This window comes from bacterium (assembly GCA_019912885.1).
Taxonomy (GTDB): Bacteria; Lernaellota; Lernaellaia; order JACKCT01; family JACKCT01; genus JAIOHV01.
Genome location: JAIOHV010000201.1, coordinates 13,131 through 32,042 on the forward strand (window position 1 = coordinate 13,131; position 18,912 = coordinate 32,042).

Annotated in this window: 17 protein-coding genes; 10 read left to right on the forward strand and 7 right to left on the reverse strand. The window is 64.5% G+C overall.

Annotation, left to right across the window (positions count from 1 at the left end; all coding sequences use genetic code 11):
- Positions 1-46 precede the first annotated feature (46 nt).
- The gene (locus K8I61_17695) at positions 47-565 is read left to right on the forward strand and encodes a hypothetical protein (protein MBZ0273876.1); all 519 of its coding nucleotides are present in this window, start codon (positions 47-49) and stop codon (positions 563-565) included.
- Between the two features lie 208 nt (positions 566-773).
- On the forward strand, positions 774-1,616 hold the full coding sequence (locus K8I61_17700; protein ID MBZ0273877.1) for a sel1 repeat family protein: 843 nt from the start codon (positions 774-776) through the stop codon (positions 1,614-1,616).
- Positions 1,617-1,654: 38 nt separating this feature from the next.
- On the opposite strand, the gene K8I61_17705 is transcribed toward K8I61_17700, so the two are convergent.
- On the reverse strand, positions 1,655-3,316 hold the full coding sequence (locus tag K8I61_17705; GenBank protein ID MBZ0273878.1) for a cation:proton antiporter: 1,662 nt from the start codon (positions 3,314-3,316) through the stop codon (positions 1,655-1,657).
- Positions 3,313-4,647, reverse strand: a complete 1,335-nt coding sequence (gene nhaA / locus K8I61_17710) for a Na+/H+ antiporter NhaA (GenBank protein ID MBZ0273879.1) — start codon at positions 4,645-4,647, stop codon at positions 3,313-3,315. The genes K8I61_17705 and nhaA overlap by 4 nt, the downstream gene beginning before the upstream one ends.
- A 212-nt stretch (positions 4,648-4,859) precedes the next feature.
- Here nhaA and K8I61_17715 point away from each other — a divergent pair, with 212 nt between their 5' ends.
- Positions 4,860-6,242 (forward strand): tyrosine phenol-lyase, encoded by a 1,383-nt coding sequence (locus K8I61_17715; protein MBZ0273880.1) that lies wholly within the window; start codon positions 4,860-4,862, stop codon positions 6,240-6,242.
- Positions 6,243-6,524: 282 nt separating this feature from the next.
- On the opposite strand, the gene K8I61_17720 is transcribed toward K8I61_17715, so the two are convergent.
- Complete coding sequence (locus tag K8I61_17720) at positions 6,525-8,174, reverse strand: DUF4388 domain-containing protein (protein ID MBZ0273881.1); 1,650 nt, start codon at positions 8,172-8,174, stop codon at positions 6,525-6,527.
- A 158-nt stretch (positions 8,175-8,332) separates the two neighbouring features.
- Here K8I61_17720 and K8I61_17725 point away from each other — a divergent pair, with 158 nt between their 5' ends.
- The 4 genes from K8I61_17725 to K8I61_17740 are packed head-to-tail and all read left to right on the forward strand — an operon-like array spanning position 8,333 to position 11,883.
- Positions 8,333-9,154 (forward strand): hypothetical protein, encoded by an 822-nt coding sequence (locus K8I61_17725; protein MBZ0273882.1) that lies wholly within the window; start codon positions 8,333-8,335, stop codon positions 9,152-9,154.
- A 29-nt stretch (positions 9,155-9,183) separates the two neighbouring features.
- On the forward strand, positions 9,184-9,693 hold the full coding sequence (locus tag K8I61_17730) for a DUF4440 domain-containing protein (protein MBZ0273883.1): 510 nt from the start codon (positions 9,184-9,186) through the stop codon (positions 9,691-9,693).
- Between the two features lie 31 nt (positions 9,694-9,724).
- Positions 9,725-10,810, forward strand: a complete 1,086-nt coding sequence (locus K8I61_17735; GenBank protein MBZ0273884.1) for a hypothetical protein — start codon at positions 9,725-9,727, stop codon at positions 10,808-10,810.
- Positions 10,807-11,883, forward strand: a complete 1,077-nt coding sequence (locus tag K8I61_17740) for an SGNH/GDSL hydrolase family protein (protein ID MBZ0273885.1) — start codon at positions 10,807-10,809, stop codon at positions 11,881-11,883. Before K8I61_17735 ends, K8I61_17740 begins: the two co-directional genes overlap by 4 nt.
- 8 nt (positions 11,884-11,891) lie before the next feature.
- Here the strand turns inward: K8I61_17740 and smpB are convergent, their stop codons facing one another.
- Genes smpB through tmk form a run of 4 tightly spaced genes read right to left on the reverse strand, consistent with a single transcriptional unit; the run spans position 11,892 to position 15,090 of the window.
- Positions 11,892-12,350, reverse strand: coding sequence for an SsrA-binding protein SmpB (gene smpB, locus K8I61_17745; GenBank protein MBZ0273886.1), 459 nt, complete (start codon positions 12,348-12,350; stop codon positions 11,892-11,894).
- A 30-nt stretch (positions 12,351-12,380) separates the two neighbouring features.
- Positions 12,381-13,406 (reverse strand): stage 0 sporulation protein, encoded by a 1,026-nt coding sequence (locus K8I61_17750; GenBank protein MBZ0273887.1) that lies wholly within the window; start codon positions 13,404-13,406, stop codon positions 12,381-12,383.
- Complete coding sequence (locus K8I61_17755) at positions 13,403-14,428, reverse strand: DNA polymerase III subunit delta' (protein ID MBZ0273888.1); 1,026 nt, start codon at positions 14,426-14,428, stop codon at positions 13,403-13,405. The genes K8I61_17750 and K8I61_17755 overlap by 4 nt, the downstream gene beginning before the upstream one ends.
- On the reverse strand, positions 14,425-15,090 hold the full coding sequence (tmk, locus tag K8I61_17760; GenBank protein ID MBZ0273889.1) for a dTMP kinase: 666 nt from the start codon (positions 15,088-15,090) through the stop codon (positions 14,425-14,427). Before tmk ends, K8I61_17755 begins: the two co-directional genes overlap by 4 nt.
- 279 nt (positions 15,091-15,369) lie before the next feature.
- Here tmk and K8I61_17765 point away from each other — a divergent pair, with 279 nt between their 5' ends.
- The 3 genes from K8I61_17765 (at position 15,370) to K8I61_17775 (ending at position 18,682) form a co-directional block, all read left to right on the forward strand.
- On the forward strand, positions 15,370-16,095 hold the full coding sequence (locus K8I61_17765) for a hypothetical protein (GenBank protein MBZ0273890.1): 726 nt from the start codon (positions 15,370-15,372) through the stop codon (positions 16,093-16,095).
- A gap of 238 nt (positions 16,096-16,333) precedes the next feature.
- A complete protein-coding gene (locus K8I61_17770) occupies positions 16,334-17,008 on the forward strand; it encodes a hypothetical protein (GenBank protein ID MBZ0273891.1) in 675 nt (224 codons plus the stop codon).
- 381 nt (positions 17,009-17,389) lie between these two features.
- Positions 17,390-18,682 (forward strand): adenylosuccinate synthase, encoded by a 1,293-nt coding sequence (locus K8I61_17775; protein ID MBZ0273892.1) that lies wholly within the window; start codon positions 17,390-17,392, stop codon positions 18,680-18,682.
- The last annotated feature ends 230 nt before the right edge of the window (positions 18,683-18,912 follow it).

The following is an 18,912-nucleotide window of genomic DNA, read 5'->3' on the forward strand; positions in this document are numbered from 1 at the left end:
TAAACTCACTATCGATAAACCCCACAGAATGAACGGGAGGTGCAACGTGACTTATAAGAAACTGTATGTGCCTATAAAAATGAGCCAAGCAACAGTGCCGGGCTTGACATCCCGTCAGGGCGGGCGGCGATATGTGCCACGTTTGATGGGTGGTGTTGCCTCTGATCTGAGTATCCCGAATATCGATCAGCCAAATTTTCAGGTTGACCCGTTTGTTGGGCGATTGGGCCGAATCGATCTTTCTAACGAAATTGGTCGCCTACTTGCGGGCGTAATACAAGGTATGGGCAGCGCTGGCGGCAATCGGGGGGAACTTGATGAACTTGGGATAGGATCCGTTGGCGCCTATTATAGCGACGATGATGACGACGATCAGGGTGACGATGATGGCACCGACGATCCAGATAATTACGAAGATTTGGGAGGGGGTGGAGGTTGCACTAAATTTATCCCTGATGTTATTCATTTATTGCAGAATCGAACGAATGTCCGCTTTAATCGCAAAACGAGAAATGCTCTTGCGTCGTCTCTGTTAACGGTGTTTCAGCTACTTGGCTTGGAGTAATATCGATCTAATGCAATTTCGAATGCAACTTCGAAAGATTGTATTCACAGGGATCTTGGCATCCCTATTTGTCTTTCTGGTAGCCGCTGCCATTGTATATTTTACGACAAGGCGCTCGTATGACACTCCCGCAACGAAGAGCGATAAACGAACGACAACTGATACGGATAGCAACTATTATAAAAACGACATACCAAGAACACCTTCAGTGAAATTTGCCGTTGACTGGTATGATATCGCGGAGGCGTGTAAACGCGATTCATTTGATGCTTGCAAGCAGAGGTTACGCGCCTACAACGAGAGCTTGCCTATTGATATACGTTACAGCAAAGAAAATTTGCGTCTCAATGCAGACATGCTAGAGACATTGTGCCATGCGCGCCACCCGCAAGCATGTGGAATGGCTGGGTCGATCTACGATGATGGCCCGATTCGTGATGACGAACGGGCGGCAAATTTTTATAGCATAGGATGTTCAAGCGGCGACTATGTCGCTTGTGCCAATTTGGGCTGGGAATACTATTCTGCTGATGGAGTGGATCTCGATACCGAATTAGCACTATATCATACGACGTTCGCGTGCAATATGGGAGTGGATTTTGCTTGTCGAAATCTGGGTGTCTTTTATGAAAACGGCATTGGGATTCCGGTTAGCTCGGATATGGCGGTCGATTTATATGAATATGCCTGTTTTACGGGCGACTTTATTGCATGTTCGAATTTGGGCGTGTTGTCGGCTAATGTATATGAAGGGCGCGGTGACGTGTTCTTTTTCTTTGAAATGGCGTGCGGCGCCGGGTACGGACGCGGTTGTGGCAATCTTGCCGAAATGTACTCGAGCGGATACGGGCTACCGGTGGATTTCGAGATAGCGTTCGATTTGTTCCGACAGGGGTGCGCGCGTGGAGACTGGTGGTCCTGCCTGAAATTCGCCACATTGCTGGATGAAAAGATCGATCAGCATGCCGAAGAGATTTATGATCGAGCGGAAAGTCTCGCGCACAGGGCATGCCTTGATGGAGATTATCATGCCTGTGAAGCTAATATATAACGAAGTCGGTTCAAAATTTGAGGCGAGCAACATAGTCCCTATTTCTCGTTGACATCGTTTACAACAGTCAATCTCTCCATCAGCAACCGCGCCACCGCGTGCGCGCCCTCGACCTCCTCGATGACCACCTCGGACGCGCCCATTGCCGAGAGGTGCTCGGCCTCGACGGCATAACGCGCGCGGGCGAAGATCGGCGTTTTCGGCGCATGGTGGCGGATAGCGTGAATCGCGCGGCGAGCGGCCTGCGGATCGTTGATGAGCAGCACGACCGCCCGCGCGCGTTCGGCGCCCGCCTTATGGATCGTCTCCGGGCTCGTGATGTCGCCGTAGTGGATCGGCTCGCCCTCGCGCCGGGCGCGGCGCACCGTCTCCGCGTTCAGCTCGTAGAGCAGATATGGCGTGCGCGCACGGCGCAAGGTGGTCGCCAGGTGCCGGCCCGCAAGGCCGTAGCCCACGATGACGACGTGATCGGCGATCCGCGCGGGCGGCGGCGTCTCGTCCCAGTCCTTCGCGCGCGAAAGGCGCGAGAGCCGCGAAAACAGGCGCTCGCCCGCGAAGCGCGGCGCGGCGGCGATGAGGATCGGCGTCGCGAACATCGACAGCACGCCGGCGGTCAGCACCAGGTGCAGGTCCTCCGTGTCCGCGAGACCCGCGGCGTGCCCCGCGCCCGCGAGCACGAAGCCGAACTCGCCGAACTGCGCGAGGCCCACGGCGGTCAGCCAGGACGTGCGCGGCGCGGCGCCGGACGCCAGCGCGATGATGCCCGCGATCGCGCCCTTGAGAAGCAGAAAGCCCGCGAGCATCGCGGCGACGGCGACCGGCCGCGTCGCGAACAGACGCACGTCCATCAGCATGCCCATGGAGACGAAGAACACGGAAAGGAAGACGTCGCGCAGCGGCAGGACGTCCGTCATCGCGCGATGGCCGTATTCCGTGTCCGAGAGCATGAGCCCCGCCAGAAACGCCCCGAGCGCAAGCGACATGCCGGCGTATTCGGTGGCGTAGGCCGCGCCCGCGCACACGCCGATGACCGCGAGCACGAAGACCTCGCGGCTTCGCGTGGCGTCGACGCGCGCGAAGATCGGCGGGATGACGACGCGCGCGACGAGGACCGTCGCCGCGACGACGATGGCCGCCTTGGCGAGAGCGATCGCCACCGATAGCCCCACGCTGTCGCCCGTCTGCCCGCCGAGGATCGGCGTCAGGAGCATCATCGGCACGACGCACAGGTCCTGGAAGATCAATACCGACAGGATCATCCGACCGTGCGGCGCGTCGAGCTCGGAGCGCTCCATCAGCACGCGCAACACGATCGCGGTGGACGAGAGCGCGAACAGGAAGCCGAAGAAGATCGCCCGCCGCGTCGAAAGCCCCGCGAACGCAGCAAGCACCGCCACGGCGAGAATCGTGAACGCCACCTGCATGCCGCCTCCGGCTAGCACCAGGCGCGCGTTTTTCGCGAGGCGCGAGAGCGACAGCTCGAGCCCGATCGTGAACAGCAGCAGGATGACGCCGATCTCGGCAAGCTGGTTGATGCGCTCGACGTCGCTTGTCAGGGCAAGCCCATACGGCCCCACGAGCGCACCGGCGAGCAGAAGGCCCGCGACGGTGGGGAAATGCACCTTGCGCACCAGCGCCGCCGCGATGACGGCGGCCACGACGATGACGAGAAGGTCGTAGAGGAACGGCGAATGCGTCACGCGTCGGCATCCCCGGGGTTGCGCTTCAGAAGCAGAATCGTACCCGTGATGCCGGCCGCAAGCGAGGCCAGGAGAATCGCGAATTTAGCGACGCCAAGCTCGGCGCTTTCGCCGAACGCCAGCGCCGCGATGAAAAGGGACATCGTGAATCCGATGCCCGCCAGGCACCCCGCGCCCGCCATCTGGCGCCAGTTCGCGCCGCCCGGCAGATCGGCCACGCGCGCCTTCACCGCCATCCAGGACAGCAGGAGGATGCCGGCGGGCTTGCCGATCCACAGCCCGAAAAAGATGCCGAGCGCGACCGGATCGCCAAGCGACGCCATCGCACGGCTGGAAAGCTCCACGCCCGCGTTGGCGAGCGCGAAAAGCGGCATGATCGCGAACATGACGACGGGATTCAGACGATGCTCGATCGTCGCCAGCGGCGAATTCGCCTGATGACCGACGGACTCGAGCGCGTGGATCTCGTCGGCCTCGCGCTGGCGGCGCTGTTTCGACGCGGGCTCGGTCGCGAGCCTGCCGAGCCGTTCGAGAATGCCGCGCACGCGCTCGTGACATTCCTCGATGCCAAGGCGTGGGCGCGCGGGGATCGTCATCGCCGCGGCGACGCCCGCGATCGTCGCGTGGATGCCCGATTGCAAGAAGGCGAGCCACAGCAGGGCGCCGAGAAACGCGAATACCGCCATAGGGCGAACGCGCATGCGGTTGGCGATCACCATCAGCGCGAAAACGCCGGCCGCCGCCGCGAGAGCGGGCATGGACAGACTCTCGCTGTAAAAGATCGCGATGATGAGAATGGCGCCCAGGTCGTCCACGATCGCAAGCGCGACCAGAAAAACGCGCAGCGCGTCGGGCACGCGGTTTTTGAGCAGCGCGGTGACGCCGAGCGCGAACGCGATGTCGGTGGCCGTCGGCACGCCCCAGCCGCGGATCGTCGGCTCGCCGGTGTTGAACGCGACGAAGATGAGCGCGGGCGCGAGCATGCCGCCCGCGGCGGCGACCGCCGGCAGCATCGCCTTGCGCGGGCTGGAGAGCTCGCCGATCAGAAGCTCGCGCTTGATCTCCAGGCCGACGACAAAAAAGAACACCGCCATCAGCCCGTCGTTGATGAGGTGCAGAAGCGACATCGAGGCCGCCCCGTCGCCCGCGCCAAGGCGCAGATCGAGGTGCCGCGCGTGCTCGTAGGCGCCGCTCCACTCCGAGTTGGCAAGGATGAGCGCGACGATCGTCGCGATCAAAAGGAACAACCCGCCAAGCGATTCCGTCTCGAAAAACTCGCGGAACGGCTCGAGCGGCCGGAACGCGCGCTTGATTTCCTTGTCGACGTTCAAAACATTCCCTCTCGCCGCGGGCGCGAAATGCACACCTCGCGGCCAAAACCCGCGAAAACGCACGATACCCGCCAAAAACGCGCGCGGAAACGATCAGGCTGACGAAAGGACCAAAACACCGCAAGGGGCGGCACCATCGCTTGCCATATCCGCGCTCGCGCGGTAATTCGGATCGCGCAACGCACCGCAAGCCCCCCGACGAGAGGAAATCCATGGCCACGATTCAACGCCGTAGCTGGGCGGAGCCTTTCCGCATCAAGGTCGTCGAGCCCATCAAGATGACCACGCGCACCTTCCGCGAGGAGGCGATCGCCGAGGCCGGTTTCAACACGTTCCTTCTGCGTTCGGAGGACGTTTACATCGACCTTCTGACCGACTCCGGCACGAGCGCCATGAGCGACATGCAGTGGTCCAAGATGATGCTCGGCGACGAGGCGTACGCCGGCTCCAAGAGCTTCTACGAGATGGTCGAGACGATTCAGGAGGTCTACGGCTACGCGCACGTCATTCCGACGCACCAGGGCCGCGGCGCCGAACACATCCTCTCGCAGATCCTCATCAAGCCGGGCGACATCGTGCCGGGGAACATGTATTTCACGACGACGAAAATCCACCAGGAGCTCGCCGGCGGAAAGTTCGTGGACGTGATCGTGGACGAAGCGCACGACCCGGACGACCTTTCGCCGTTCAAGGGTAACATCGACCTGGGCAAGCTCGAGGCGGTCATCAACGAATACGGCGCGGACCGCGTGCCGTACGTGAGCTTCGAGGGGAACGTCAACATGGCCGGCGGCCAGCCCGCGAGCCTCGCGAACTTCCGCGAGGTGTACGAGCTGTGCCAAAGGAACGGCGTGCTCGTGATGCTCGACGCGACGCGCCTTGTGGAAAACGCGTATTTCATCAAGACGAAAGAGGAGGGTCAGCAGGACCGCACGATCGCCGCGATCCTGAAAGAGATCTGCTCCTACTCCGACGGTTGCACGATCAGCAGCAAGAAGGACCACCTCGTGAACATCGGCGGGTTCCTCGCCGTCAACGACGACGCGATCGCGCAGAAGGCGCGGGAGATGGTGGTCATCTACGAGGGTCTGCACACGTACGGCGGCATGGCCGGCCGCGACATGCTCGCGCTCGCGCAGGGCATCCGCGAGTCGATCGAATACGACCACATGCGTGCGCGCGTGGGGCAGGTCGAATACCTGGGGCAAAAGCTGATCGACCACGGCATCCCGATCGTGCGTCCGATCGGCGGTCACGCGGTGTATCTGAACGCGAAGGAATTCCTGCCGCACATCGACCAGGACGAATACCCCGCGCAGGCGCTAGCCGCGGAGCTGTACATCGAGTCCGGCGTGCGTGCGATGGAGCGCGGCAACGTCTCGGCCGGGAGAAAGGCTCCGGGCGAAAACTATCGCCCCGCGCTCGAACTCGTGCGTCTCACGATTCCGCGCCGCGTCTACACGCAGGCGCACATGGACGTGACGTGGGAGAGCGTCGCCGATCTTTACGATCGCCGCGCGTCGATCCGCGGATTGCGTTTCACGTACGAGCCCGAGAAGCTGCGGTTTTTCCAAGGGCGGTTCGAGCGAATTTGACGGCGCGCGGCTCTGCGCCGGTAGCGCAGGCATCGCGCCTGCTTCGGAAAAACAGCGGTCATGCCAAGGCGGTATCGACCGCGCACTCCGTCCCGCTCGAAGCGGGACTGCGTTTGCGGCCCTGACGTCGTCGCGAAACACAGCGGTCATGCCAAGGCGGTATCGACCGCGCACTCCGTCCGCCTTCGCTTTCGCTTCGGCGGGACTTCGTTTGCGGCCCTGAAATGCAGCCCGGACGACGATGCCGGGGCGCGGCCCTGACGCCGCGACGCCAACGCGAAACTACCGTGTTTCGTAGATCTTCTTGACCAGGTCCTTGGCTTCGTAGCAGTCGGAGTTTTTTTCGACGGCTTTCACGAGGTAGAGCTCGGCCATTCCCTTGTCGCCTTCCTCGAAGTAGAGCTTGCCCATGATGAGGTAGGGCACGTCGTGCGCCGGCTGCGCGTTGATCGCTTCCTGGATCAACGCGGAGGCGACGCCGAACGGATCCGCGTTCGAGAGGTGGTATTTCACCCAGCCGCCGTACGCGAGCACGCCGGCGTCCGTCGATCCGCGCCGCTTCAATTCCTCGAACGCGGCGTTGGCGATATCCCATCGCCCTTCGTCGCTGTAGGTCCGCAGCGCGTTGTACACGGTGTCGTCGGGCTCTTCCGGGCTGAAGTGCACCTGCGTCGGATCGCCGATGCCGTAGTCGTCCATCGGGTTTGTCTGGTCATCGACGAAATCGGTGAACGACTCGTCCGCTCCGAAACCGGCGTCGAAGTCTTCGGCGATCTCGTGGCCGATGTCCTCGTCGTCCTCGCCGCCCAGATCGAGTCCGGCACCACCGAGCCCCGTCTCGTCGTCCGCGGCGTCGGCTTCCCCCCCGGCGCCGGGGGCGATCGTCGCCACGGCGTCCTCGCCGGCCGCGCCCTCTTCGTCCAGCATCGCGCGGCGCTGGCGTTTGAGATCCAGAAGGCGCGCGACGCGCTCGCGCAGCTCGCGGGGCGCGTCCGCGCCGATGCCGAGTTCGCGGAAAATCTCCTCGTTGGTCGTGCCGACGGGCACGTCCATCTCCGACAGACGCGGCTCGTCCTTGAAGCGCTCGTGGATCTGCTCGACGCTCGCGAGCGCTTCCTTGTAGAGCTTCTCGAACGGATCGTTGCGGCGGCGCGCCTTTCGCGCGCGGGCGATCTCGCGTCTTTTCGCGGGCGGCACGATGAATTTGAGCACATCCAGCGTCAAAAGGCCGAAGCAGACGGCCAGGCCCTCGGTCGAATTCAGGCCGGCGTTCGTGATGACGTCCTTGAGCGGGCGATCGTCGCGAATCTCCGCGAGGAAGCGCGCGACGACCGGAACCTTGCGCAACTCCTCGGCGTCGATGAAACCGTGCGGGTTCATGCGCAGCGGCGTCTTCAGCCGGCGGATGAGACGGTCGGAGATCATCAGCGTGTTGTAGTGGCGCACGATGCCGTCGACGATCGCCGACGCGGTCTTCGCGGTGGAGACTTCGGAATCCGGCACGTCGATGTCGCACTCGACAAAAGCGAATTCGCCCATCGTCATGGAAAAAACGTCCGAAAGCGTTTCCTCGTCGAATTTGACCCGATGTTCTTCGAGTTCCGCGCGCGTGAGGATGCGATCTTCGACCATCAGATCGTAGGGGGCCTCGCCGCGTTCTTTCGCGCGGTTTCGGAAGCCGCGGTTTTCGCGCGCGGTCAGAATGCCGCGCGAAACGAGGTAATCGCCGAACTCCGTTTTTTCGAGGATGCGGGCCGTGGGGTAAACGATGCAGCCGTTGCGCAAAAAGAGCGTGCGTTCCGACGCACCCTCACGGAAGATCAGCTCGCCGGTCTTTCGGGCTTTCAAGAACCCCGAAAGCAGCTTCGCCGGATGCACGGCCTTGGAGACCTTGCTCCGAATGGCGGCGCGATGTTCGAGCGTATGGATCACGAGTGGTTTGACGTCCTTGAACTACTTTTCAAACGAATCGATTGGATTTAAGGGCTATCAACCCCCATTCGTGTTATTCTTGCCTACCGCGCGAACGTTTTTCAATGGGTCAAGGCGGACGCAAAGTGAAAAATCGACGCAGATTCGCGATTTTGGCGTTGACGTTGGTTATCGCGGCGTTTTTTGCGCCGGTGGCGTGGGCCGCGAGCCGTGTCATCGCCATTACGTCGGCACCGGCTCAAGATTTCCTTCCGAAGGTCCGTGCGATGCTCTCGAACGAGGGACGCGCCGAGGTCGACACCGCGCGAAACGCGATCATCGTCAGCGACACCGATGAGAACGTCGCGGATATCGAGCGTCTCATCGCCGCGCTCGACAGACCCGCGCCGTGGGTCGTTTTGCGCGTCACGCGCGCGTCGCCGCCGGCGCTCGAAGCGGCCGGCGTTCGCATCGACGAACAAACGGCGGACGGCGTCTGGCGCGTTGCCGATCTGTCCGCCGCGAAGACCGGCGAGGATGCGTACCGCGCGCGCGGCGCGACGGTGCGCGTGCATTCCTCCTCGCAGGCGGCCACCTCGACTTACAAGGTGCGGGCGGGCGGCGAGGTGCTGGTGCGCCTTGGCGATCCGGTCCGCGCCGACACGCTGTCCGCGGGCGCTTTCGGTCGGCTGCCGTTCGTGGAGGATCTCCGGACCGGAACGGCGCAAGGCGCTCTTCTCGTCACGCCGTCGGTCGCCGGCGAAAAGGTTTTTCTTCGCATCGTTCCGGCGGCGATCTTCATTCGCGACGGCGAGGATATCCGGATCCGCCGCCTCGACGATCTGGCGACGAGTGTCGGCGCGCCCGCCGGCGGGCAGGTCTACGTTTCCACGCGACGAACGGGCTCGGCGCTTCTCGACGGGGTGATGACGGGCTTCGCGCCCGAGCGCTCGGTGCGCGACGAGGCCGGCGGGCTACTCATCGACATCGACCTGGAATAGAGTCGTCGCGTCCTTTCCCGGAGAATTCCTTGCGCCGAATCCTTTTCATCCTGCTGACGCTTGCCGCGCTTTTTGGCGCCGCATGCGCGAAAACGCCCGATCCCGGACCGGCCGCGCCGCCGTCGAGCGAGCAGATCGCCAAGCTCATGGATCGGCTGGAGGAGGCGGCGAACGCGCGCGATTTCGCGGCGATGCGCAAGATTTACGCGAGCGATGCCGAAGTCGAAATCCGTTTCGGGCGCGAGGAGCCGCGGCGCGTCGCGGCGAAGGAATATCTCGACACCGCGGAACGCAATGCAAGCAAGTTCGACGCGTACAGCTACGCCATCGAAGGGCAGCAGGTGGAAACGGACGGCGAGGATGCGCGCGTGTCGCAGACCGTCGTCGAGACGGCGACCGCCGGCGGTATGGCGCTGCGCTCCAAAACCGAGGCGGTCTTCACGCTGAGGCTCGTTGGCGGCAAGCCGCGCATCGTCAAGATGACGGGCAACACCATCGTCGCGCGGCCGGGCGAACCCCAGGCCGAAAAGTCGGTGTGAGCCGCGAGGCGCCCGCGGCGGGAGACCCGGCGTGAAGACGCGAAACCGGCGCCGCGTGTTCGCCGCGGCGGCCGTGGCCATCGCGTTCTTGCTCGTGAACGCCGCGATCGCACTTTTCGGACTTCATCGCGAGCCGTCGGGCGCCTTCTACAAGGATCCATTCGCCGTCGCGCTTGAACTGGCTCCCGGCGCGAGCATTCCGTTCGCGGAATTCGACCGCGTGAACAATTACGGATTTCGGGGCGGCGACGTCGCGACGCGGAAGCCGCCGGGAACCTGGCGGCTTGTGTCCATCGGCGATTCCTCCACGTTCGGATCGGGCGTCGCGGCCAGGGAAACCTACACCCACCGCCTTGGCGAGAAGCTCGCGGCGCTCGGGCCGTGGGAGGCGATCAATGCGGGCGTTCCCGGCACCGCCATCGTGCAGCATCGTATCCTCTTCGACGCCAGGCTTCGCGATCTGTCGCCGGACATCGTGCTGGTGTACGTCTCGGCGAACGTCGCTGACGAATTCGAGGTCGTGCGCGACGCGCTCGACCGCGAGGGCGCGTGGGCGCCCGACGCGCCGTCGGCCGCGCGCCGGATTATTCGTCGCGTGCCGGTGTACGCCGCGCTTCGCCGCGCGCTTCGCGGACCGATGACGCGGCGCATGAAAACGCACATCGAACAGGCGCTCGAAATGTCCGGCGGCGAAAACAGGAACGCGCGGATCGCGCAAGGACTGGCGCGCGATCTTGCGGGCCTTGGCGCCGCGATCCGGCGCGCGGGGGCGCGGCCGGTGTGGTCGATCATCGCCTCAAGCCATCCGCTGGAGCCGCTCGCGAACCTGGACCGCCCGCCCACGCGGCACGACCTGCTTGCCGCGCTGCCTTTTTTAGGCGCGCTTTTCGCGTACGCCGGCGAACACGGCGATCCCGTGGTGGATCCGTATCCGTCACTCGTTTCCGCGAGGAAAAACGGCGAGGATCTGTTGCAGGATTTCGTGCACCCGACCGCCCGCGGGCACGAAATTCTCGCCGAGGCGATGGCGCCCGTCGTCCTTGGCGAGGCGGAAAGGATCATGCGCGGCGGCGGCGAACACGCGCCGGCGGTCGTCACCGCGGAACCGTCGCCGTGACGGCGCGCCGGCGGCCGATCCTTTTCGCCGTTATCGCCGCCGTGCTGGCGTTCGCGATGATGAACGCCTTGGTCGCCGCGTTCGGGCTCCACGAAATTCCGGCCGAGGGAATATTCAAGGATCCGTTCGCCGTCGCCCTGGAGCTCTACCCGGGGTCTCACGCTCCGTTTGCCGGCGACGAAAACCTGAACAACCTGGGATTGCGCGGCCCCGCCCCGCGCGTCGAAAAGCCGGCGGGGTCGTGGCGTCTGTTGTCGGTCGGCGACTCGACCACCTATGGCTATCGGGTTCCGCTCGCGGCGGCGTACACGACGCGGCTTGCGCGCCGGCTCGCGGCGCTCGGGCCGTGGGAGACGATCAACGCCGGCGTTCCGGGGACGTCGATTTTGCAGCACCGTATCCTGTTCGATACGAAATGGCGTGCGTTTCGGGCGGATCTCGTGCTCGTTTACACGCAGCCGGCCGTCCTTGTGGAATTCGACGCCGCGCGGAAGGTCTTCGAGGCCGGTGGCGCATGGAGTCCCGCGCCGCCGTCGCGAGCGCGCCGTTTGTTGCGGCGCGTTCCCCTGTATGCCGCGATGAGAAATTTGCTGCGTGGCCCGCTGGCGCGCCGGCTCAAGACGCATCTCGAGCAGGCGGCCGAAGTCGGCCTCGACGCCGACGATGAGCGACGCATGGCCGACACGTTCGCGCGCGACATCGAGGGGCTGGGGCGATCGATCCGCGAGTCCGGCGCGCGTCCGGTGTGGATCGTCCCCGCGTCCCGCACGCCCGCGAACCGCTTTGCGCAAACGGACCGGGTTCCGGCGCGGGAGGACGTCGTGGCGTTCATGCCGTATCTCGACCGGCTTTATGCGTACGCGAGCCAAAACGGCGATCCGCTGGTCGATCCGCACGCGCGGATGGCCGAGGCAACGCGGCGGGGCGAGGACCCGTGGCAGGACGAGGTGCATCCGACCGCGCGCGGGCACGCGATCATGGCGGACGCGATCGCGCCGGTCGTCGAGGGTGCGGCGCGGGAGATCATGGACGCGCGGGGCGCCGGCGAGGCGCGCGATACCGGACGCCCGTAGTCGCGCGGTCAGCCGCGGCGGCGGAGTTCCCGCTCGATCTCGCGACTGGCGTCCTTCTCGCGCATGGTTTCGCGCTTGTCGCCAAGCGACTTGCCCTTGGCGAGCCCGATTTTCAGTTTGGCGAGGCCCTTGGAGAAATACAGCGCCAGCGGCACGACGGTGTAGCCGCGTTCGCGCACGCGTTCGCCCCATTTCTTGATCTCACGCGCGCGCAGCAGCAGGCGGCGCTTTCGAAACGGTTCGTGATTGGCGATGTTGCCGTGGGAATAGGGGGGGATGTGCGCGCCCACAAGCCAGGCGCCGTCGTCGCGGAACTCCACGTAGCCCTCGGCGATGCTCGCCTTGCCCTCGCGCAGCGACTTCACCTCGGTGCCCGTCAGCGCGAGCCCCGCCTCGAGCTCCTCGAGGATGTGGTACTCGTGACGCGCGCGCCGGTTGCCCGCGATCATCTTTTCGCCTTCGGCCATGGCGATGCCCGAATCGAGCGACGCCGCGCCTCAGCCGGCGGGCGCGTTCGACCCCGTATCGCCCGCGTCGCCGTTCGACGCGCCGCCGTTCGATTCCCCGTCACCGGTCGCGTCCGCATCGGCGCCGGATTCCGCGGTCGGCACGGCCGCCGCGCCCTTGGAGCTATCCGCGGCTTCGCCGTTGGCCGGCTCGGCGTCGCGCGCATCGGCTCCGGCGGGCGTCGTATCCGGCGTTTCGTTCCGGGGCTTTTTCGGCGTGGGCGGCGGCGGCGCGACGCGCTCCACGACATCCGGATCGCACGCCACTTCACCGCCGCCTTCCTCCAGATAGATGAACACCTTGCGCGCGATGGGATCGTGGCGCACCACGCGCCCAATGCCTTCGGGGCATTTGGCCCGCTTGCCGACCTTGGGCAACTCGCGCTTGAAATCCGTGTAAACCTCGTGCTCATAACGCAGGCAGCACTTGAGCCGGCCGCACACGCCGGAGATCTTTGAGTCGTTCAGGGCGAGGTTCTGGTCCTTGGCCATCTTCACGGATACGGGCGCGAAGCATTGCAGGAAGGTGGAGCAGCACAACGTGCGCCCGCAGACGCCGACGCCGGTCAGGAGCTTGGCGGCATCGCGCACCCCGATCTGCACCATCTCGATGCGCGTCCGGTATCGCTGGGCCAGCTCGCGGACCAGGTCGCGGAAATCGACACGGCCCTCGGCCGTGAAATGGTAGATGATCTTGGTGCCGTCGAAGATGTATTCCGCGTGGATCACCTTCATCGGCAGCTCGCGCCGGCGGACGGCCTCGCGGCATGCGAGAAGGGACTCGGCCTCGCGCTCGCGCATCCTTGTGCCGCGATCGATGTCGTCGCGCGTCGCGGCGCGCACCACGCGCGGAAGCTCCGCGGACTCGTTGTCCTCCTGGATCTCGAACACCGTCGCCAGGCGCGGGCCGTGATCGTCGGGAACCACCAGCGTATCGTTTTTCGCGACGGCAAGGCCTCCGGAGTCGAAGGCGACCGGCCGGTTGCTTCCAGCGAATTTCACTTTCACCACATTCATCGGGGCATCCTTCGTCCATAGTCCGAGCCGCGCGGCGACGCGAGCTCGAACAACATCGTCTCGATCGCGAGTTGACGATTGACGTTTCTCGCGAGCAGTCGTTGCGTGTATGTCACCGCGCGCGACTTGCGCGCCAGGATCGCCGGCTCGAAACGGTCCGCGAACGCGGCCGCTTCCCCGGCGAGGTCGGCGTGCGTCAATTCGCTTGCGGGAGCGCCGGCCAAGTGACGCATCGCGTCGGCGACAAACGTTTTTATCATATCGAGCGCGTTATCCACACCCTCCGGCCAATCCAACAGGATTTGCGCCAACGCGCGCGTGGCGCGGTCGCGTCCGGGTACGAGCGAAAAAAACACGCGGCCGACCTCGCGCCGCGCGGCGAGAACCTCGTCAGGAATGGCCATCGCGCGGCCGATCGAGCCGCCGGAAAGCCGCGCGACGATCAGGGCGTCGTTGCGCGTCAGGCCTCGTTTATCGACGAGCACATCCGCCACCGCACCTGGCTCCGAGATGCCGAAGGCGATCATCTGGCAGCGCGAGCGGATCGTCGGCAACAACCGCTGCGGCGCCGAGGTGACGAGAATGAACAACGATCGCCCCGGCGGCTCCTCGAGCACCTTCAGAAAGGCGTTCGAAGCCGCGGGATTCATCCGCTCGGCCTCGCCAAGGACGAACGCTTTTCGATTGGCCTCGAACGGCGCGAGCGACGCGGCTTCGCGCATCTCGCGGATTTGATCGACCTTGACAAACGGTCCGTCGGGTCCGAACTCGAAAAAGTCCGCGTGGTTCCCGTCGCGCAGCTTGCGAAACACGGCGCTCGCGTCGCCGGGCGCCTCGCCGCGCTCGTGGCAGAAAAGGTCGGCGACAAACGCTCGCGCAGCGGTCAACTTGCCCGCGCCCTCGGGGCCCGCGAACAGATACGCGCCGCCGACGCGATCGCTTGCGATGCTGCGTCGAAGGATGCCGACCGCGCGCGGCTGGCCGACGACGTCGTCGAGCGTCGGCCAGGCCTGGGCCGTCACGCCAAAACCCCGAGTCTCGCGGCGATGGGCGCCCACACGCGGGCGAACACGGTATCGGCGTCCGCGTTGGCGTCGATGAGGACCACGCGGTTCGTCTCGCGCGCGGCGATGTCGAGATACGCCCGGCGCACCGCCTCGTGAAACGCGATCGCCTCGCGCTCGAAGCGGTCTTCCTTGTGCGCGTCGGGCAGGGTTTGTGCGCGAGCCCTGGCGCGGGCGAGGCCGGTCTCGGGCGAAAGATCGAGCAGAATGGTCAGGTCCGGCTCCGGGGCCGACAGCGCCATCGCGGACAGCTCGCGCACGTGGCCGGCGCCGTGGCCGCGCGCGACGCCCTGATAGGCCTCGGTCGCGTCGTGAAAACGGTCGCAAAGGACGATCCGCCCGGCGGCGAGCGCCGGCTCGATAACCTCATCCACGTGCTGCGCGCGGGACGCCAGATACAGCAGAAGCTCGGCGCGCGGCGCCAGATCGACGCTGCGCGCGTCAAGCAGGATCTCGCGGATGCGGTCGGCGATCGGGCATCCGCCGGGCTCGCGCGTGGCAACGACATCGCGGCCGGCGGCGCGAAGGCGCTGGGCGACACGGGCGATCTGCGTCGTCTTGCCCGAACCCTCGATGCCCTCGAATGTCACGAAAACGCCGCGCGCGCCCGCCTTGTCCATGCCGCTCCTCGCCCTGGTCGATCGAAGGGGAAGGGCATACTAAGGAGGCGTCGCGCGCCGGGCAACCGGGAGCGGGAAAAGACGGCGGGGAAAAAAGGAAAGAGGAAAGTGGGGCGCGGGCTCGGCGGTTTTACGAGGATCCGGCGGGCGAAAAATGGAGGTCTTGATACTTTTTTCGTTTCCCCTTAGATTTACCCAACTTTTTGAGTGATCCGGCCGCGAGGGAGGGTCTTTCGGCGGGCCGATTCATCGAGAAATCCAATTGGGAGTATGGCGACAATGAAAGCAATGCAAATCCTCATGGCGATGATCCTCGTCCTTCTCGTGGGATCGTTCTCCGTGGCCTTCGCGCAGGATGACGATACGGCCGCGGACGACGACGCCGCGGATGACGACACGGCGGCGGATGACGACATGGACGACGACGCGGCCGACGATGACGATGACGATGACTTCTCGGCCGAAGTGACGTTCTCCAGCCCGACGGCGCTCGAAGCGGACTCCGAATACGAATTCGAGTTCTCCGTCGCGAACACGACGTCCGCGGATGTCGAAGGCAACCACTGGGTCTATCTGGTCGAGATGTTCATGCCCTCGCCCGACTACGTGATCGACAGCGCGAGCGTCCACACGCCCGATCCGCTGCATCCGTCCGACGGCGACTGGAACGCGCAGGTGATCGAGGATGTCGACGGCACGCAGGGCATCCTTTGGGAGTTCAACAACATCGCGACGACCGCGATCAATGGCGACATCCAGGAAGGCGAGTCGCTTGACTTCTCCTTCATGGCGACGACCGACGCGGACGCGACGGACGGCTTCCCCTGGCGCGTCGTGGCCGATAGCGGCCTGTTCGACACCGGCGTCGCGGAAATCGGCGGCTCGGCGGACGACGACACCGACGACGACACCGACGGTGACGATGACGACGCGGCCGATGACGATACCGACGGGGAACCGAGCGGCGGCGACGATGACGACGATGACGGCGGCTGCGGCTGCTAAATGAGGCTATCGTCCGCGCGTGTTGCGGGCGTAGGGTCAACGACAGTCCAAGGGGCGGGCGCGGCACAAGCCGCGCCCGCTTTGTTATGGACGTGAGCGCCGGCGTGGGAAATTTATGAAACAGCCGGCCTTTTGTGTTGATATGCTTAAGGATTTCCGCTAAGTTCGCACGCAAGCGGCGCCGATTGGTCGCGGAATAGGGTGTCCTTCGGCACGGCGCCTTCGGAGGGAGCAATTTATGACGCGCTTTTGGTTTGCGGGCCTTCTTGCCTGCCTGGCGATGATCGTCGCCGTCCCCGCTTTCGCGCAGGACGACGATACCGCCGCGGACGATGATGCCGCGGACGATGACGCCGCGGACGACGACGCCGCGGACGATGACATCGGCGACGATGACGACGGCGCGGGCTTTACCGGCACGGTCGAATCGTCAAGCCCCGCGACGCTCGAATCGAACACGCAGTACGAGTTCAACTTCCGCGTTTCCAACACGACGAGCCCAAACGTCGAGGGCCAGCACTGGATCTACCTCGTCGAGATCTTCATGCCGTCGCCGGATTACGTGCTCTCGAGCGATCTCATGGTTCCGGACTCGGACCACGGCGGCGAGTGGGTCGCGGAAATCTTCGAGGACGAGATGAACATCCAGGGGATCAACTGGATGCACAACACCACCGTGACGACCGCGTTCGTGGGCGACATCGAGGAAGGCGACTTCAAGGACTTCTCGTTCATCGCCACCACCGACGAGTTCGCGACGGACGGATTTGACTGGCGCCTTGTGGCCGATAGCGGATTCATGCAGACGGGCACCGCGTTCATCGGCGCCGACGATGCCGACGACGACACGGCCGACGGCGACGACGATGACGACGACGATGATGACGATGACGACGACGGCTGCGGCTGCTAGATAGGGCGACAGGCCGAAGTCCATCGCGGACGGAGATCAGGAACGGGCGCGGCAAAAAAAGCCGCGCCCGTTTTGCATGGTGCGCATCGGCGCATATGGACGGAATAGACCGCGCCGACAGTTGGGACGGGTGCCACACTTTTACCGGCCGCAGGCCGGGAACGGTGTGCCGACAACGAAGGGCACACCTTTGACCTCGGGCGCTCGGTCAAAAGTGTGGCACCCGCATTCCCAACTCCCCGATTCGAAATCAACCGTCACTCGTCACTCGACACTCGCCACTTCCTGTGACAGGATCAATCACCGGGCCGAATGGCGCGGCTTACCGCACGTTCGAAATCCCAAAAACGCAATCCCTGACATCGGAAGGACACGGGACGCATGCCCGCGGTCATCATTATCGGTACGCAGTGGGGCGACGAAGGCAAAGGCATGGTGGTCGATCTGTTCAGCGAGCAGGCCGACTTTCTGGTGCGTTATCAGGGCGGCAACAACGCCGGCCATACGGTCGTTGTCGGCGACGAAACGACGATCCTTCATCACATCCCGTCGGGCATCCTTCACGACCGCGTGACGTGCGTCATCGGCGACGGCGTCGTCGTGAATCCGAAGGTGCTAATCGAGGAGATGGACCGCCTGATCGCGAAAGGCCGCCTGAAAGACCCGGCGTCGCTTCTCATCTCCGACCGCGCGCACGTCATCATGCCGTGGCATATCGCGCTCGACGCCGCGGCCGAGGATCGCATGGGCGCCGGCAAGATCGGCACGACCGGACGCGGCATCGGCCCGGCCTACAAGAGCAAGATCGGCCGATATGGCCTTCGCTTCGGCGCGCTGATCGACAGGGAGACGCTCTCGCATCACGTGCGCGAGGCGCTGCCCGAGGCGAACTTTTTGCTGACCGAGTACTACAAGCGCGACGCGCTCGACGCGGATGCGATCGTCGAGGAATACGGCGCGTACGCCAAGCGCCTCGCACCGCACGCGGCGAACACGTATCGCGTTGTGGGCCGCGCGGTGCGCGAGAAAAAGAACGTGCTGTTCGAAGGCGCGCAAGGCACGATGCTCGACATCGACCACGGCACGTACCCGTTTGTCACGAGCAGCAACACGGTCGCCGGCGGCGCGTGCACCGGCGGCGGCGTCGGTCCGCGATCCATCGACAAGGTGCTCGGCGTCATGAAGACGTACACGACGCGCGTGGGCGGCGGGCCATTCCCGACCGAGCTGACGGACGACATCGGCGAACATCTGGTGCAAAAGGGCCACGAGTTCGGCAGCACCACCGGCCGGCGCCGGCGCTGCGGCTGGCTCGATCTGGTGGTGGTGCGTTACGCGGTGGAGCTGTCGGACATCACGGGCCTTGTCGTCACCAAGCTCGACGTGCTGGACGGGCTGCCGGAGCTGAAGGTGGCGGTCGGCTACGAGATCGACGGCAAAAATACCGACGAGATGCCCGCGGACCTCGGCGCCCTCACGCGCGCGAAGCCGATCTATGAGACGCTGCCCGGCTGGACGGAAACGACGACGGAGATCACGCGGTACGAGGATCTGCCGGCAAACGCGCGGAGCTACCTGGAATTTTGCGCGAAGTTCCTCGGTGTTTCGATCGACGTCATTTCGATCGGCCCCAAACGCAGCCAGACGGTCACGCTCGCCAATCCGTTCGCGTGAATTTGTTCGCGCGGAGCCGCGGAGAACGCGGAGATGTCAGTGCCGCAAACGGAGGCCGCGATGTCAGTGCCGCAAACGCAGTCACGCCGAAGCGAAAGCGAAGGCGGACGGAGTGCGCGGTCGATACCGCCCAGGCATCGCCGCTCGTCCGCGATGTCAGTGCCGCAAACGGAGTCACGCCGAAGCGAAAGCGAAGGCGGACGGAGTGCGCGGTCGATACCGCCTCGGCA

Bases quoted from the DNA above. Each gene is read 5' to 3' on its own strand.
- tmk (MBZ0273889.1), bottom strand. From the start codon at position 15,090: ATGGACAAGGCGGGCGCGCGCGGCGTTTTCGTGACATTCGAGGGCATC.
- K8I61_17770 (MBZ0273891.1), top strand. From the start codon at position 16,334: ATGACGCGCTTTTGGTTTGCGGGCCTTCTTGCCTGCCTGGCGATGATC.
- smpB (MBZ0273886.1), bottom strand. From the start codon at position 12,350: ATGGCCGAAGGCGAAAAGATGATCGCGGGCAACCGGCGCGCGCGTCAC.
- K8I61_17750 (MBZ0273887.1), bottom strand. From the start codon at position 13,406: ATGAATGTGGTGAAAGTGAAATTCGCTGGAAGCAACCGGCCGGTCGCC.
- K8I61_17775 (MBZ0273892.1), top strand. From the start codon at position 17,390: ATGCCCGCGGTCATCATTATCGGTACGCAGTGGGGCGACGAAGGCAAA.
- K8I61_17765 (MBZ0273890.1), top strand. From the start codon at position 15,370: ATGAAAGCAATGCAAATCCTCATGGCGATGATCCTCGTCCTTCTCGTG.
- K8I61_17715 (MBZ0273880.1), top strand. From the start codon at position 4,860: ATGGCCACGATTCAACGCCGTAGCTGGGCGGAGCCTTTCCGCATCAAG.